Here is a 15,163-nt window from a genome sequence, read left to right on the forward strand (position 1 = left end):
AGGCGCAGGTCAGCGGATTACATCGAGGCCCGCAGTATTAGCTGTAACAAGGCCGAATATAGAGCTGCAATCTACCTTCAATGTCACAATAACTTTTGTCTTGCAAACGGGATGCGTTCATATAGAAGACCATAGATTTAACCTTTAATATGGAAGAATAAAAAAGCCCCGCAGTAACGGTGCCCAACCCACCTCGCTGATAAGTTACTTTGCTTCTTACGGATTAACCCCCTAAAAAGAGCGTTGTGATGCCGTCATACCTGCATTTATGCCTTGTGAGCCGATGATGTTTAGAAAAATAACAATATAGTTTATTTGTTCCAAGACACTTATTGTTGTTGTCTTGATTTGTCAAAAGCAGGAATAATGTTACCTGTATCTATAGTTTTTTCATGGCACTAAAGTTTCTAATTTTATATTAAAATATAGGGGGTATCATGAATGTAACGAATAACACTAATTATATTATTTCAGTTAGTGTCAACAGATGGGATACGGAATCCGGGGAAGGTGATGGTTCATTTGATATTCAACCGGGTGGTAATGAATATTGGTCTCGTTCAGATCTTCGCGGTTATATAGTTTCAATATCATCAGAAGGAGAGACAATTTCGTATTTTGCACTTCTTGATAGTTCTATCGTTGTTTATGAGGGTTATGTTGAAGATGACGGCCGGGTAATAAAACCGGCAACCGATCGCTATTCCTAATAAACATAACCAGAATACTTTCTTATTCATCTACTTCCCAAGCATAAATTCCTACCTAATCCTACTGGACACATTTATCTAATTAACCCTACCGCCATATTTGGCGGTAGCTGTTCACGTAAGTTGTCGGGCAAAAGTGAGGTTTTTTATAATTGAATGCTTAATGTTGAGATATGTTTTTTGGCATAGTTACTGTGGAAACCATAAATAAGATCTAGATCTAAAGACTTGTTTAAAACCCCAAAACACCCAAAAATAAAACTTTCAGCCAGCAGCATTCGCCTCCTGATTTCACGCTCTCTGAGTTTGAATTTACAGCCTATGGCACGTTTCGGTATCCCGCCAACGCATGGTACTCGATAAAATCGCACACTTGAGCCATAGCCACGTTAAAAGCCGTAATTAAGCGGTAAATGAAGAACTTGCTTTACCTGTTCCGTTATTGCATACAGATTGGGTTTTCTTGCAAAAACGACAAGTAAATTTATTTTTGCCTGAGGATCAGAGAATAAGGAAATAAAAGGTGAGATTTCTCACCTTTATAAAAGTAGTTTCAATACTTCAAGAGATAAATAATTATATTTAAATCTCAGTGCATTTCTACTTCGCAAAAACTATATTGATACTGTCAGGTACATTGACGCCGACACTTCCTGTCTTTGTCATATGGCAATTATTCAAATCTGGGCAATAGTTAAGGCAATTCTCCAGCCTACATGTTGCATAGCTAATTAGATTTTCACAAGTACTTGTAATTGCCGCATGCCAGTGATCAAACCAGTAGTAAGTAACACTAAATTGCACTAAACAAGCTTTAGGATCTAAACTGGCAGGGTTATGTGTATGGCTCACTGCCCAGATTATCTTTTTTTGTATTCCAAGACATATGCCAACACCAGAGTTCATATCTTCAACGGTCATCTTATATTTATTGTTAACACTGAAATTTAATGGACCCGCACTATCCATACATTTATCATTTATTTTAGATAAGTAAGTAGGGCCGGAATTAGCTGCATTTGAAAATGCTATATCATATTTCTGCCAAGCTAAAGCCGGTTGTGCGATTAAAAACAACGCAGTCAGGATAACACCAAATAAAGCTTTCATACCGCCTCCTTTTGATAAAATTACGCAAGATAATTATTATCACTTCATTATCAACAGAGCACTAACATGATAATTTCTTTATCATATAGGTTATTTACCCATCAACTTTAGTGTAAATAAATCCATTTAATGACGATAGCTTAAAAGCCAGCAATCGATTAAGGTGATTTAATATAAGGCATAAAGACATTCCCGAAATAAAGATAATCACTGAAGGAAAAAAAATCTATCCTTTTATATGCAGAATTATTTTTCTCTACAATATAGCAACCTTCCCCTCAAATTAAGGATTCCAGAAGAATGAATGAATTAAAAGGAGAACAATATTCATTTAACGCAATTCTTTGAAGTTTTAAAGAATATAAAAAAATCAATCAGTTAAACCTTAAAAGATCCCAATTTCAGTATGCTGAACTTTATCAACCTTATGATAAATTCTATTAATTCCCCTTCGGTCATTTTATGCCATTCTGCCAACAAGGTATGTCCCCTATCAAATATTAGTCAATTCGCATTTTCCAGTATTGATAAATCCGTTCATTGAAGTTCATCGGCGGAGCAGTAACTCACCGCCTTCATGTTATTTAGCAATATGTATTGTTGATTAAATGAGGGAATGAATATAAAAACTCAAGGCAGTAATAGCCCCGTCATGGTTCCAACCATGGATGATGTCAGAAAAGCCATCAAAGAAACCATTGAAGAACATGCTCAAAGTCGTAACCACCCAAACGCAACATTGCAAGGCAAGGGATTTGTTATTCTGAGCAATGATGTCGGCAATGATAGCGAAGTCATGGCAGCAACATCTAAGGCAGTGAAAACGGCATATAATTTAGCAAATACCGCTAATCAAAATGCAAATACCCGATTAGAAAAAAATAAAAATGGTGAAGATATTCCTGATAAAGCAGCATTTGTTAGCCATTTGGGATTAGGTCATGCAATAAAGACAGGTGACTACGGCATTGGTTCGTATAATGGAGCAGCGATACCTAATGGCGATTATAATAATGCAATTGTTAGCGGTATTTACGCAGGTCCGGGGGTAAATGCAAAAAATAGTGCGGACAATAATACCCGATATGGCCCCTGTCTCGTTCTTGGCAGAAATTACGATGGTATTTACCAACAAGCTCATTATAAGAATGAATTCTATTGCAGATACCGGGAATCCGGTGTTTGGACCGATTGGTGGAAAGTTCTGACCACAGCGACAACCACCATGGACGCCAGAGGTAACATCAAGCAAACCTCTCCCCTCATTCAAATTTACTCCTCTGGTGCCTTTACGACGAATGAAGAATCTAAGGGTGCAACTGTTGAACGTGTTTCTGAGGGAACTTATTTAATCAAGGGTATCTTAGGATTTAATACTGATGAAGCAGTAAACAACATTGAAATACCGCAATGTCATAACAACCTGCCGTTAGTTTGGATTGATTATGAAAAGCTACATGATGGCTCTCTCAAGGTAATGATTTACCACCGTGAACACTTGTATGCCCCCATTTTCGCCAGAAATGTCAAGGAAGGTTACTCTGATGGTGATTTGATTGATATTCCTGATGGCAGGTTTATTTCGGTGCGGGTACAAATGCCTGCTCCCCTAGACGAAGAGCCACAAGCTTATTTCTGCCGCTGATACCACAGCTAATCCTTGGGCGTCTGGATACGGACGTCCGGACAACCTTATATCTTGAACATAAATTAAATGCGATTCGGGTTATACCCATTTAAAAAATGTTGTTATCGATATGCTGAAAAGAAGTACTCCAGAGGAAGTATTAAAACCGGTTCTGACCTTTATCATTAAGTTAGCTCAGCACACGAAATTAAACCGTCGGATCAAACAATAGACCACCGTGGTTCGCGGGGTTAATGACCTATTTAGTGAAGTAAGCCAACCCTATTACGCATCACTCATCGGTATTTGCCGAAGCATTGGGCAAGAGCTCAGTCATATCAATATGCAAATATTCGATCAGCCTTATGAAAGACGTTATTCAAGTGATATTGATGCATTGCTCAGCGTCTTATTGAACAATGAAATCAATGACGTCGTGTTATTGCGCGATAAGCGTTTTTGGGTGGTTGACTATCAATCAGTAACGGGCTTGATTATATGGCGACGCGTATCGCTTATCAGTTAAATTTACGCAGGCCTGCGATAAATATTCAAACCGCCTGTTCTTCTTCACTGGTCGCGATCCACGAAGCATATAGCAAGCTTCTATCCTAACCAAGCATCATCGGGCAGGCTGAAGTTATCGCTCATGCGTTGCAAGTGGCAGAACTCCCCCCTTTTGATATCTCCTATATTGAAACACACGGCACCGGAACACAACTGGGCGATCCTGTTGAAATCTCAACTTTATCCCGGGTATTCACGCCAGAAAACACCAAACAAAAAATTAAGATAGGATCACTCAAAAGCAACCTTGGTCACTTAAATACAGCGTCAGGTGTCGCTGGCTTAATAAAAGTGAGTTTAGCGTTGAAAAACAATCTACTGCCTCAGACGCTCCATTGTGAACAGCCGAGCAAGAAGATTGAGTGGGATAAAAATTGTTTTGCCGTGAACAATGAAAATGGCCAATGGCAAACTGAAGGGCAAGCACATTTCGCGGGGGTAAGTTCTTTTGGCATTGGAGGGACCAATGCACATATGATCCTTGGAGAAGCACCTGAAGCCTGTGTCTCTCCACAGATAAATCTGCCTGCGGTATGGCCGATGAGCGCAAAGTCAAAATCTGCCTTAAGGGCATTACGTTGTGATCTTCTCGAGACATAGATACCTAGCATCCTGATATCCGTTTTTTTATTATCGAAGATAACCAAGGGGCACTTCTGGGTGGATTTTATCTGGATCTGTATGCCAGAGAAAACAAGCACAGCGGGGCATGGATTGCAGAGTGTCGGGTGAGACGCCGACGCATCAATGGTTCGATACAATATCCTGTCGCATTTTTAAATTGTAATCTTGGCAGGCCAGTGGGTGGCAAACCTGCGTTGTTTACCCACCAAGAAATAGTTTCACTATTTCATGAAGTGGGTCATGGGCTTCACCATTTATTAACCAAAACTGAGATTTTGGCCGTATCAGGCATCAATGGTGTGCCTTGGGATGCCATCGAGTTTCCCAGTCAATTTCTGGAAAACTGGTGCTGGCAAAAAGAAGGGATGGTGCTTTTTCGGCCCATTACCAAACACAAGAACCGCTGCCTGATGAGCTATTGAGTAAATTAATTGAAGCAAGAAATTTTAATTCGGCAATGCGCATGATTAACCAATTAGAATTCTCTTTGTTTGATTTTCGTCTGCATGAGCACTATCAATCAACTCCGCCAACGAATGTACAACAGGTACTGGATCGTGTTCGTTCAGAGTTGGACGTTGATATACCACCTGAGGCAAACCGCTTTCAAAATAGCTTTGAACACATTTTTGGTAGCGGATATGCTGCCGGGTATTACAGCTATAAATGGGCCGGCGTCATGTCTTCCGATGCATTTAGCTTATTTGAAGAAAAAGGAATATTAAATTCGGAAGTGGGCGCTCAGTTTTTACACCATATTTTAGAGCCTGGCGGAAGCCAAGAACCAATGGCGCTATTTACCATGCTTCGATCCCGTAAACCCAAAATTGATGCATTTCTCAGGCATAACGGGATCTTATAACATCGCTGATTGTTACACTGGCTTTACGATTGAAATTGAGTCAGTACTTTCCTTTCAATAAGCACTGACTCATTGATTAAGTTTTTGTTCAAAATCACTGCATGGATTTGCTGAATAGACATTTGTTAATCAACATTTGTTAGCTAACATTTATTAATAAACAGTTAATTAATGATTTGCAAAATGTTACTTTTTTTATGTTTATACTGATATATTCAAACACGATTTTACATTAAACATATTAACTGGATTTTTATTTTTCACAATGGATAAATTTAATTTCAATAATAAGCCTAAAAATGACAATTTATTTTGTCTATTAGCAAAGGAAATACAAAATACTTATCAACCGGACCCAGGATGGTTAGCATTATTCATCCATAAAAGAATGAAATTACACCATAATACATCGGAAAGATTAACAATTCCGTTAATAACAAAGCAGCAAGCGATCTGGTCAATATTCATTGATATTTCTCATCCCACACATTATTACCTTCCAGTCTTGTTTAGACAAACATTTTAATTTTATGTTTCCGCTGAAGATTAATAATAATTAAATTTATCACTAACGAGGTCACTATACATTAATGTAAGGGCGTAAGAATATATTTAAAAAATCAGACAATACAACTTTCATTAAAACAATATTAATTATATCAGGGTTGATAAAATGCTTCAATTAGATGATTTAATTAAAATTACTTTCAGCAGTGCATTATTGCTTATGATGCCGGGGCCAACAAACACCTTATTACTTTGCTCTGGTTTGTCCCAAGGAATAATAAAAAGTTTTAAATTAATTATTGCAGAATGGGTAGGCTATTTATTATCAATAAGTGCTTGGGGAGTGGCAGTTAAAATATTAATGGAGTATAGTTATTATATTTTATTCATAGTAAAATTAATATCTGCTATTTATGTGGCATATTTAGCTATAAAGATATGGCGACTTTCTCTGCAAAAAAATAATCAAAGCATTACTGTTGTAACAATATTCCTCACTACTTTACTAAACCCTAAGTCTTTCGTAATTGCTACACTTATTATACCAACCACCGCATTCACGAATCATCATGATTACTATTTTTCTATGTTAAGTATATTGTTTGCTCTTTTTCCTATATCTCTGCTATGGACGGCTTGCGGTGCTATTATGCCTTTATGGCAAACAAGACCCACACTTTTTAACTCTACCTTATTATATCGTATTGCATCTTTAGTTATTTTTATTTTTTCCATCTCCATGTTCTGTAGTTCTATTTTCACCTTTGCATCGGAAAATTAAGACAGAGCCACTAAAAATGCTATGACCGGATTATCAGTTTAGGGCAAGAAATAAATATTTATTTCTTGCCCAATACCAAATAATTGAAATTGCATCAAAATATCCACTTCTACTGCTCATTATTTTATTATTTATCACATTGAATTTAAATGACTTTATAACAAAAAAACATTCAGTGAGAGATATTACAGACCTGCCAATAGCCTATTCCAAAATAATTTTATTTCTCACAAGAAGCTCGTTTCAACAGAAATAGCCCACAACTCATATTAATTAGTCTTGCATTAGATCCTATCTCAATGAAATAATATTTTTCACATACCTCTATACCTATAAGGAATGTAAACGAGTTTACGATTATACAGAAAAAATACTTCATCGTGATTTATTAAAATATATTTTCAATATATCAAGGAAAGTAAATGGTATGTTTTTTGTTTCAGTATTTTGAAAGAATTAATTGTCAAGATCAGAAACGTATTCTCCTTAATCTTATTTATATTCAAATCATGGTCTAGCTCTTGCGCAAATAGTAACTTTAGGTATCAGAAAATCTCCATGAAACCTTGTATACTGATTTATTTCAGCATTAGCTTTAACAGCTTCAACCTTTTCTGTGTCTATTTTCTCAATTGGGTTAGGTCCCATTTTATGGGCCCAAATGAACCTATTTCCCTCTTTTATACACCTATACCAATGATAATCCCAATACTGGTCATCAATAAGCCCCGAAAATAACAACGTTAACCATACAGGTTCATCCTTTGAACTTGTAGGACAGTTCATTCCATCTGCATATTTCACTATGCCATCATTTTTGACACCGTCCAAAAGTTCTTGATCATCACTTGGTATTTTAACTCTTTCTTTACTAAAATATCCTGGATGTGGCCAATTAAAATCACTCGCTGGATTCATTCTGATATTACATGCATAGGCATAACAATTATTTGCCCTCGCATAATTGCCTGACCAATACTCAGGTTTATACAGACCTACTTGTATGGGACATTTCCAAACATGTTTATCTGGATCCAATTCACCAATATCTTTTGTTTCTGTATCTCTCCTCTCCTGACAAGAGGTATATTGATAAATTCCCCCTTTTCGGATTCTGCAAGGAGCTCTCTTAAAAACTTTTCTGGCATATGTGATTTTGCTTTTATTTTCAAATTGAACAGCAATATTTAAAAGCATTTCAGCAAGGTTTTTACTATCAGAAATATCTTCCGCATATCCATCATCAACCCGAAATGTTGTCGGTAGTTCAAACTGTTCTGCAACCGATGGGTCCATAATTTCGACAATAACCCCTCTCAATCCTAAGACAGGAGATTTAGGTATTGTAATTTAATGCTTTTTTATTTGTAACAATATCTTTCAAGATATCACTCGCCAATGGCTCTGGAATAATCCAACTTGGATTCTCTCTGCCAGAGAACATGTTTTTGGTAATCATAAGCATGACTTTCACCTTTTATTAACAACGAAATAGATTTATCTGTTTATAAAATAGCCATCATATTTATTTTAGTTCTTATTTTTTATCTTACCGCATAAATAAAGGTAATTTTTTATAAAGAAAGGAAAGTTTTTGTTTTTTATATATAATACGGTAATTCTTAATAATTAATCTTTTAAGACTTGCCATTACTTATTCTTTTTATTAATTTTTTTGTGCTTTAAAAAATTTGGGGGACAAAGATCTTTTCACATCGCCCAGACAAATAACGAGTTCTGACTACGGCATTATGATTCAAGCTCAGTCCCCACCAATTCATATATAATTTAAGGATGGAGAATCCTCTGTTTTATTTCTGCTGTTTTCAAGTTGTAGCTTTGTTAGCTGCATTCTTGAAATTCATTGGATGCATAAAGGTTAAAATAAAATGCACATATTAAAATATATCAGAAAAATTTATTTTTATTTAAAACGTATCGAATAAAATCAAATCTTGATTTAGCTTTTACTTTTCCATTATGAATGTCTTCTACTAAAGAAAACCACTTTTTCGTTGTTGCTTCACGACTATAATCTTCAAACCTTTTTTTACCATTTGAAACCATTTCTGCATAAAGCACTGGATTACTTTTCAATTTATCCACCACATTGATAAATTGATTTGGGCTTTTCGCTATTAAATAATCCAATTCACTGAGTCTTATTGCTCTCATGGATGGTTCATCATCACAAATTAAAGGACAACCGGCATTCCATGCGTTAATAAGCTTACTGGCGGGTTTTCTTATAAGATCTAAATCGTTATTTTTTCTAAAGCTGATGGCAATATCGATATCAGTATAGTCGTTCCAGTTTTTATTGGAGTTGATAAACTTAATGCCTCTCAACTTTAATTCTTCCAGAAAAATTTCATCGGAAAAAAAATCAGGTAATGCATCTTGATGACCAAAAAAACCAATCGTACTGATATCATGGCGATTATTATTTCTTGGTTTAATTTTTGGTTGCGGCCAGTGAGGTATAAATACCTTTCCGTCTTTTTCTTGAAACGGATTTTGAACCACAACACAATCAACATCATAAATTGGTGGTCTATCCGCTTGGCATATAACAGATTTACCTAACCATGATTTTGTTTTAAAGCTAAAATCATCATAATGTAATATATTGACTGCATCGGCGTTAGCCTTATTTGTTAAGGTAACATCCAAGTCATCGCCATAATAGTATTTTAAATTAATTAAGGTTTGGAGCACCCAACAGGCTTTACCTTTACGATAGAGTTTTTCGGGAATTAACTCAGGAGATATTTTCTCATTGATAACTCTGAAAAAATCATCAGCATGTTCTGCAATGAATTTTTTATTTGCAACACCATTGACAATAATTTTACCCATCATTTAATTACACATTTTAATTATTTACATATTATATTTGAAGATAGTATACCTAACCCTGTCGCCTTTCAAGCTGTAGCCCTGTTCGCTGGAAGAATTTGTTCTTTTCCATCGATTTGTAACTTGAATAGCAACAAATATATATACCCTATGTATTTCAAGATGTGTCGCGGCGGCAAGGGAATGACAAATTCGTCGGGAACGAATTTGAACAGCCAAAGGTCGAGAGGCAAGAGCCTCTCATCATCTCCGGGCGCATAGATAACCGTGTGTTTATAAAAACGGTGACCGGAGTGAATAAACGCAGCCAACAAAGAGGCAACTTGAAAGACGACGGGTATAGAAAATCTTTTTAAAAATGAGCATCCTCAATGATCAATGTTTTGATGTTGGAAACTGAGTCTTCTTCTATCACCATTAGTTATCACCATTAGTGCTTTTAGCTCTTTTGAGCACACATAAACGCCATTAATATAATAGAGTTATTCATCATTTGATTTTACTTATAATTATTTCATTTATATATTATTTTAAGGGTAAAAATGGATAATTACGAAGAGGCTGGAATTTTAGCTTTAGCTAATGTGATTAATTTAGAGCCAGCTGGCTGGTTTCAAGGGCACATTGGCGCATCTTTACTTGCAGGAGCATCCTTGTTAAAAAGCAATGCATTGCCCATGAAGGCACACCGCAACTTAAAAGCAAGGCTTGAAAAAATAATTGAAAAACATCATGACTTGTTTATGCCATTGGAACCCAGTGAAATCACTTCTGATTATTCTCCTGTTATTGAAGCCATCGAGCTTAATTCACATCAGCTGAGTCGATCGGGGCATGGTATTATTTATGGCACTTTATTTCTAAAAGCGGTGTCCAACCACCAAATTGAACTCACTAAAAATGCAGTTTCCAATATATCAAAACTAATATTAAATGTGGCTTCTGATAAATGGGACCGTTACTTTGGCGTATCTGATTACCGACAATATCCTCATTCTAAAATGGATATTCCTGATATAAAAACATTATGTACTTTAGCGGTTAAATATAGTAGTCATGACGTTTATCTTGATGACCAAGGATATTTTTTCACAGGTGAAAAAATTCATGGCATCACACATGCCCATGCCATTTTGTTATTAGAAGAATTGGGTTATCACAAAATAGCCAGACAAGCTTCTCAACAACTTTTAAAACAACTTGAACTGAATAAATTAGCACCAGAATCTGGATTGAAACCCGCCATACCAAAACGTTTTGATTTATCCAATCCTGATATTTGGGGTGAAAATTTTAAGGATGAACACCAGATTAAATTAGCTCATAGCTATTTCGAGTTACTCCAAAAACTCGATAAAAAGTTACCTGCCATCGATAATTTATGGGGTGCAATCAACTGACTTACGGTATTACAATCATATTTCATTTTTCCGATACTGGCCCTCATTCAAGAGAAACAGGAGCAAAAATGTTAAAGAAGAGTACCGTAATTCGAGATCATGTCAGTACATTCTCACATCCCATCGTATTAAAGGCCGGAGATATCGTGTCAGTCAGCCACAGTGATATCAAATACCCTTGCTGGGTTTGGGTCATTAATGCATTGCAGATCAACGGATGGGTCCCACAACAAATTTTACATTTTATTTTTCCTGATAAAGCAATATGCGCTGAAGACTATACATCCCATGAATTAACTGTAAGCTCAGGAGAGTGCTTATATCTGGAGCGTTTATTAAATGGTTGGTATTGGGCGCATAAAAAATCAGGTGAAACCGGCTGGATACCAAAAGAAAATGTTATTTTTTAAATAACCCCTACTTTTTCAGATAACGGCCCTATTGGTGATAGATGTCTCATAACTGTTATTTATATCTAAATTATATTATGTTACTGAATCTTTAAATAAAATTTTCAAAATGATGTGATCGAACTTTAAGAGGCCTAAATAATGAATTTTACTCCCGATTACAATGATATCTCTGAAGCCCACACCCGCATTAAAAAATACATCAATAAGACCCCTGTATTCACCTCAACCACTATCAATAACATTTTTGATGCCAAGATCTATTTCAAATGTGAAAATTATCAAAAAATGGGTGCATTCAAATTCCGGGGTGCCATAAATACGTTGAGTCAATTGAGCGACGAACAAAAAAAAGCAGGAGTCATTGCTTATTCATCCGGTAACCATGCACAAGGGATCGCATTGGCTGCCAAATTACTGAATATTTCTGCCACTATTGTCATGCCACAAGATGCCCCGCAAGCCAAAATAACGGCAACCAAAGGTTATGGCGGTAAAGTGGTTTTCTACGATAGATACACGGGCAATATCGAAGAAATAAGCCGCCAATTGGCAGAAGAGCAGGGTATGACACTCATCCCTCCTTTCGATCATCCCCATATTATCGCGGGTCAAGGTACAGTCGCCAAAGAGTTGTTTGAAGAAGTCGGAGAACTGGATGCTTTATTTACCCCTCTGGGGGGCGGTGGTTTACTCTCTGGCTCAGCCCTTTCAGCGGCTCACTTATCACCTGCGTGCCGTGTTTTTGGTGTTGAACCCGAAGCCGGTAATGATGGTCAGCAATCTTTCAGAAAAAATGAAATCGTTTGTATCGATACGCCAAAGACAATTGCAGATGGTGCGCAAACGCAGCATTTAGGACAATACACTTTTGCCATCATTCGTCATCTGGTGAAAGATATTTTTACAGCTTCAGATAACGAACTCATTGATGCCATGTTCTTTTTAGCTGAACGAATGAAAATCGTTGTTGAGCCTACAGGTTGTCTGGGATTTGCCGCTGCAAAATCAATGCGGGAGCAATTAAAAGGCCAACGTGTCGGGATTATTTTAAGTGGCGGCAATATCGATATGAAGCAATATGGCCGCTTATTGGCGGATAAGAACTGATTATCGCTGATTGTTTGGCTATTAAAATATTCAATTAGTGTTAGCAAAATAAAAGAGTTGCCATTAGAATTATTAGGCTAATAAAGATAATGGTAGCTTCTGCTTCTAATAGATTTAATACAGTTAGATTATTCTACCCGCTTATGACTATCATAGAGAAAATAGCACTATTAATGGTTATTTTAATGACTTATTCAGGATATTATTCGATATGCCAAAGGCCTTACTAGAGAAATATAATAAACTCAAAGATGGAATTGAAGATGAAAAGAACGGAGACTATCTGATCGATTTTGTAGAGGAATTTATTTCGACCGAATTCTGGGTTGCTTGTGAAAGAGGAGAACCAAAAGGCTTTCATATAGAAATGCATGATAAATCTGATGAATATGATAATATTTATTTCGTTGCCTACCCTGACTCATCAGAAAAAATTCAAAAAGTCATAAAGAAAAATCCAGATCGTATGCATAAATTCCACGTTGAATATCTTTATGCTATCGTTGAGCAAGCTCACTGTGATCTTATTATTTATTGTGATGAAGATATAATCCCATTACCGGAAAAAATGCTGGGCATATTAAAAATGGTACATATCTATCAGACGCTCGATGAAGACGAGAAAGATGAAATAAATAAACAATATGCCTTATCCGAATTTAACAAATATGTTTCTTCAGAAGATCAATTAGTTTCAAAAGAAAAAAGTCATTGGAAGGGTATTTTTTTCTTGATCTTTATCTTCATCGTTTTCATTTGTCTCATGCGTATCTCCACCCATTAATTTTTCTCTTTCTCCTGCTTCTCCTGCTTTAATCTGCGCCAAAGTGTCGTGCGGCTAATCCCCAAATATTCTGCGGCCGCACGTCGATTGCCGGAGAATCGCGCTACAATTTCATGTACCGATGGAGGGCTTTCAATAAATGAAGAAAATTCAGTCTGGGTTGGTTTCATTGCATGATTATCAGCATGAATCCCCATCTGGCGCTCAGGTGAAAGCGATAATATTAATTCAGACGACAATTTCTGTTCAGTGTTGGCACTTAAATAAAGGGCTATCCTTTCCATCAAATTACGCAATTCCCGCACGTTTCCGGGCCAATAATAAGCTTGCAGCGTTTTATAACAATCAGCAAGTTCCCTTCTCCTCAATGAAGAAATGGGTAAGTTAAGTGCAGCGAATGCCCGTTGCAGATATTCCATTGCCAGTAAACCAATATCATTCCCTCTTTCCCGCAAAGCAGGCACATTGATCCGCAATACACTCAGACGATAAAATAAATCTGTCCGGAAGCGCCCTTCCCGCACCCAAGTATCTAAATCACAATGAGTCGCACAGATAATACGAACATCAACGGCAATCGGGCGATACCCCCCGACCCTGACAACGGATTTTTCCTCCAGTACCCTCAACAGCCGTGTTTGCAAGGGCAATGGCATTTCACCTATCTCATCCAGAAACAAGGTTCCCCTGTGAGCAACCTCAAACAAACCCGCCCGTCCCCCTCGCCGCGATCCCGTGAAAGCCCCTTCTTCATAGCCGAATAATTCAGCTTCCAACAGCGACTCCGCAATAGCGCCGCAGTTAACGGCGACGAATGGGCGTGGATGTTTTCCCACTAGCTGCCCATAACGCAAAGTATATTCATGATGGATCGCCTGAGCCACCAGCTCTTTTCCCGTTCCACTTTCACCCTGGATCAGGACTGTTGCCGTTGAACGTGAGTACAGCATTATCGTATTGCGCACATGTTCTATTGCCGCAGAATTTCCTTTGATATCGCTGATGGCATGGCGGGTACGCAATTTATCTTCTGTAGGATAAGGTGAAATGACCGTCTGATTCAGTCTGGTTATTCTGGCCATTTCCAACGCATCCTGAAATGCTTGCCGGATTGAATCCGCAGAATAGATAAAAATCCCCACCAGTTCAGCTTCACAAGCAAGATCGGTAATCAGCCCCGCACCGACAATCACTTTTATTCCCATTGACTTTAAAGCATTAACCTGTGCTCTGGCATCTTCTTCTGTGACATAACTGCGCTGTTCAATCCGCAGATTGAAATGTTGCTGAAACTCCTCCAGCACAGGCAAGGTATTCTGGTAATTGATGACACCAATGCGGGAACTGATTTGGCGGGCACGAGCCAGTGCCTGCATAAAATCAAATCCACTGGCCTTAGCAATGATCACCGGCACAGATAATCGACTTTTTAAATACGCGCCATTAGAGCCGGCACAAATGACCGCATCACAGTGTTCTGTTTCCAGACGTTTGCGAATATGCTGGATGGCATCTTCAAAACCACGTTGTATCGGCGTGATATCAGCCTGGTGATCAAACTCAGGGGTAATGTCGCGGAAAAGATCAAACAGCCGGGAAACAGAAACCGTCCAGATGACTGGTTTCTTATTATCGCCATTATCAGATTTTTCTGTGTCACCCAATGCCATATTTTCCTCTTTTTCTTTCGATAGATTTTTTCTGCAATTTCCCTGCGCGTTTCAGTGACTCCTTATAGAAACACCGATGAAACAACAATGAAACAAAATTGGTTCAATATGAAACAATGATACATTATAGCCAATAGATTCC

General features: G+C 37.4%; 16 protein-coding genes and 1 pseudogene. 11 read left to right on the forward strand and 6 right to left on the reverse strand.

All coding sequences use genetic code 11. The annotated features are described in order from the left end of the window. Positions 1–437 precede the first annotated feature (437 nt). Positions 438–710 carry a hypothetical protein gene (locus Xsze_RS19205; protein WP_038239665.1) on the forward strand — a complete coding sequence of 91 codons (273 nt, stop codon included), beginning with the start codon at positions 438–440 and terminating at the stop codon, positions 708–710. 146 nt (positions 711–856) lie between these two features. Here the strand turns inward: Xsze_RS19205 and Xsze_RS23415 are convergent, their stop codons facing one another. Continuing rightward, positions 857–1,081, reverse strand: a complete 225-nt coding sequence (locus Xsze_RS23415) for an antiterminator Q family protein (protein WP_071991802.1) — start codon at positions 1,079–1,081, stop codon at positions 857–859. Positions 1,082–1,310: 229 nt separating this feature from the next. Further along, complete coding sequence (locus Xsze_RS19215) at positions 1,311–1,820, reverse strand: hypothetical protein (RefSeq protein WP_038239667.1); 510 nt, start codon at positions 1,818–1,820, stop codon at positions 1,311–1,313. A 616-nt stretch (positions 1,821–2,436) separates the two neighbouring features. On the opposite strand from Xsze_RS19215, the gene Xsze_RS22920 reads away from it, so the two are divergent. The 6 genes and pseudogenes from Xsze_RS22920 (at position 2,437) to Xsze_RS19240 (ending at position 6,788) form a co-directional block, all read left to right on the forward strand. After that, on the forward strand, positions 2,437–3,465 hold the full coding sequence (locus Xsze_RS22920; RefSeq protein WP_038239669.1) for a pyocin knob domain-containing protein: 1,029 nt from the start codon (positions 2,437–2,439) through the stop codon (positions 3,463–3,465). A gap of 325 nt (positions 3,466–3,790) precedes the next feature. Next, positions 3,791–3,973: a hypothetical protein gene (locus Xsze_RS22260; protein WP_038239672.1), complete on the forward strand. Its 183-nt coding sequence runs from the start codon at positions 3,791–3,793 to the stop codon at positions 3,971–3,973. Then, positions 3,946–4,062 carry a beta-ketoacyl synthase N-terminal-like domain-containing protein gene (locus tag Xsze_RS19225; RefSeq protein ID WP_071991803.1) on the forward strand — a complete coding sequence of 39 codons (117 nt, stop codon included), beginning with the start codon at positions 3,946–3,948 and terminating at the stop codon, positions 4,060–4,062. Before Xsze_RS22260 ends, Xsze_RS19225 begins: the two co-directional genes overlap by 28 nt. Positions 4,063–4,071: 9 nt before the next feature. Continuing rightward, positions 4,072–4,614, forward strand: a complete 543-nt coding sequence (locus Xsze_RS19230) for a ketoacyl-synthetase C-terminal extension domain-containing protein (RefSeq protein ID WP_280113407.1) — start codon at positions 4,072–4,074, stop codon at positions 4,612–4,614. Positions 4,615–4,670: 56 nt separating this feature from the next. Continuing rightward, positions 4,671–5,500, forward strand: a pseudogene (locus Xsze_RS23420) (M3 family metallopeptidase). A gap of 673 nt (positions 5,501–6,173) precedes the next feature. Further along, a complete protein-coding gene (locus Xsze_RS19240; RefSeq protein ID WP_071991807.1) occupies positions 6,174–6,788 on the forward strand; it encodes a LysE family translocator in 615 nt (204 codons plus the stop codon). Between the two features lie 507 nt (positions 6,789–7,295). On the opposite strand, the gene Xsze_RS19245 is transcribed toward Xsze_RS19240, so the two are convergent. The 3 genes from Xsze_RS19245 to Xsze_RS19250 form a co-directional block, all read right to left on the reverse strand. Next, on the reverse strand, positions 7,296–8,084 hold the full coding sequence (locus Xsze_RS19245; protein WP_038239676.1) for a hypothetical protein: 789 nt from the start codon (positions 8,082–8,084) through the stop codon (positions 7,296–7,298). Between the two features lie 40 nt (positions 8,085–8,124). Continuing rightward, positions 8,125–8,253 carry a hypothetical protein gene (locus Xsze_RS23160; RefSeq protein WP_255296522.1) on the reverse strand — a complete coding sequence of 43 codons (129 nt, stop codon included), beginning with the start codon at positions 8,251–8,253 and terminating at the stop codon, positions 8,125–8,127. A 443-nt stretch (positions 8,254–8,696) separates the two neighbouring features. After that, complete coding sequence (locus Xsze_RS19250) at positions 8,697–9,650, reverse strand: glycosyltransferase (protein ID WP_051462455.1); 954 nt, start codon at positions 9,648–9,650, stop codon at positions 8,697–8,699. Between the two features lie 539 nt (positions 9,651–10,189). Between Xsze_RS19250 and Xsze_RS19260 the strand changes: the two genes are divergently transcribed. The 4 genes from Xsze_RS19260 (at position 10,190) to Xsze_RS19275 (ending at position 13,351) form a co-directional block, all read left to right on the forward strand. After that, positions 10,190–11,047 carry a hypothetical protein gene (locus Xsze_RS19260; RefSeq protein WP_038239680.1) on the forward strand — a complete coding sequence of 286 codons (858 nt, stop codon included), beginning with the start codon at positions 10,190–10,192 and terminating at the stop codon, positions 11,045–11,047. A gap of 68 nt (positions 11,048–11,115) precedes the next feature. Then, positions 11,116–11,457: an SH3 domain-containing protein gene (locus Xsze_RS22925; RefSeq protein WP_038239682.1), complete on the forward strand. Its 342-nt coding sequence runs from the start codon at positions 11,116–11,118 to the stop codon at positions 11,455–11,457. 141 nt (positions 11,458–11,598) lie between these two features. After that, a complete protein-coding gene (locus Xsze_RS19270; RefSeq protein ID WP_038239685.1) occupies positions 11,599–12,567 on the forward strand; it encodes a threo-3-hydroxy-L-aspartate ammonia-lyase in 969 nt (322 codons plus the stop codon). 211 nt (positions 12,568–12,778) lie between these two features. Next, positions 12,779–13,351, forward strand: a complete 573-nt coding sequence (locus tag Xsze_RS19275) for a hypothetical protein (protein WP_038239688.1) — start codon at positions 12,779–12,781, stop codon at positions 13,349–13,351. Here the strand turns inward: Xsze_RS19275 and prpR are convergent. Continuing rightward, entirely contained in the window at positions 13,348–15,021 is a 1,674-nt protein-coding gene (gene prpR / locus Xsze_RS19280) for a propionate catabolism operon regulatory protein PrpR (RefSeq protein WP_051462456.1), read from the reverse strand. The two genes, Xsze_RS19275 and prpR, sit on opposite strands and share 4 nt — an antisense overlap. Positions 15,022–15,163 lie beyond the last annotated feature (142 nt).

It is taken from the genome of Xenorhabdus szentirmaii DSM 16338 (genome assembly GCF_002632585.1).
In the GTDB taxonomy this organism is placed as follows: domain Bacteria; phylum Pseudomonadota; class Gammaproteobacteria; order Enterobacterales; family Enterobacteriaceae; genus Xenorhabdus; species Xenorhabdus szentirmaii.

What these genes read in the sequence shown, in the direction of transcription:
- Xsze_RS19225 (WP_071991803.1), top strand. Translation starts at nt 3,946, where the DNA reads ATGGCGACGCGTATCGCTTATCAGTTAAATTTACGCAGGCCTGCGATA.
- Xsze_RS19260 (WP_038239680.1), top strand. Translation starts at nt 10,190, where the DNA reads ATGGATAATTACGAAGAGGCTGGAATTTTAGCTTTAGCTAATGTGATT.
- Xsze_RS23160 (WP_255296522.1), bottom strand. Translation starts at nt 8,253, where the DNA reads ATGCTTATGATTACCAAAAACATGTTCTCTGGCAGAGAGAATCCAAGT.
- Xsze_RS19275 (WP_038239688.1), top strand. Translation starts at nt 12,779, where the DNA reads ATGCCAAAGGCCTTACTAGAGAAATATAATAAACTCAAAGATGGAATT.
- Xsze_RS22920 (WP_038239669.1), top strand. Translation starts at nt 2,437, where the DNA reads ATGAATATAAAAACTCAAGGCAGTAATAGCCCCGTCATGGTTCCAACC.
- Xsze_RS22925 (WP_038239682.1), top strand. Translation starts at nt 11,116, where the DNA reads ATGTTAAAGAAGAGTACCGTAATTCGAGATCATGTCAGTACATTCTCA.
- Xsze_RS19250 (WP_051462455.1), bottom strand. Translation starts at nt 9,650, where the DNA reads ATGATGGGTAAAATTATTGTCAATGGTGTTGCAAATAAAAAATTCATT.
- Xsze_RS22260 (WP_038239672.1), top strand. Translation starts at nt 3,791, where the DNA reads ATGCAAATATTCGATCAGCCTTATGAAAGACGTTATTCAAGTGATATT.
- Xsze_RS19270 (WP_038239685.1), top strand. Translation starts at nt 11,599, where the DNA reads ATGAATTTTACTCCCGATTACAATGATATCTCTGAAGCCCACACCCGC.
- Xsze_RS19205 (WP_038239665.1), top strand. Translation starts at nt 438, where the DNA reads ATGAATGTAACGAATAACACTAATTATATTATTTCAGTTAGTGTCAAC.
- prpR (WP_051462456.1), bottom strand. Translation starts at nt 15,021, where the DNA reads ATGGCATTGGGTGACACAGAAAAATCTGATAATGGCGATAATAAGAAA.
- Xsze_RS19240 (WP_071991807.1), top strand. Translation starts at nt 6,174, where the DNA reads ATGCTTCAATTAGATGATTTAATTAAAATTACTTTCAGCAGTGCATTA.
- Xsze_RS19245 (WP_038239676.1), bottom strand. Translation starts at nt 8,084, where the DNA reads ATGGACCCATCGGTTGCAGAACAGTTTGAACTACCGACAACATTTCGG.
- Xsze_RS19215 (WP_038239667.1), bottom strand. Translation starts at nt 1,820, where the DNA reads ATGAAAGCTTTATTTGGTGTTATCCTGACTGCGTTGTTTTTAATCGCA.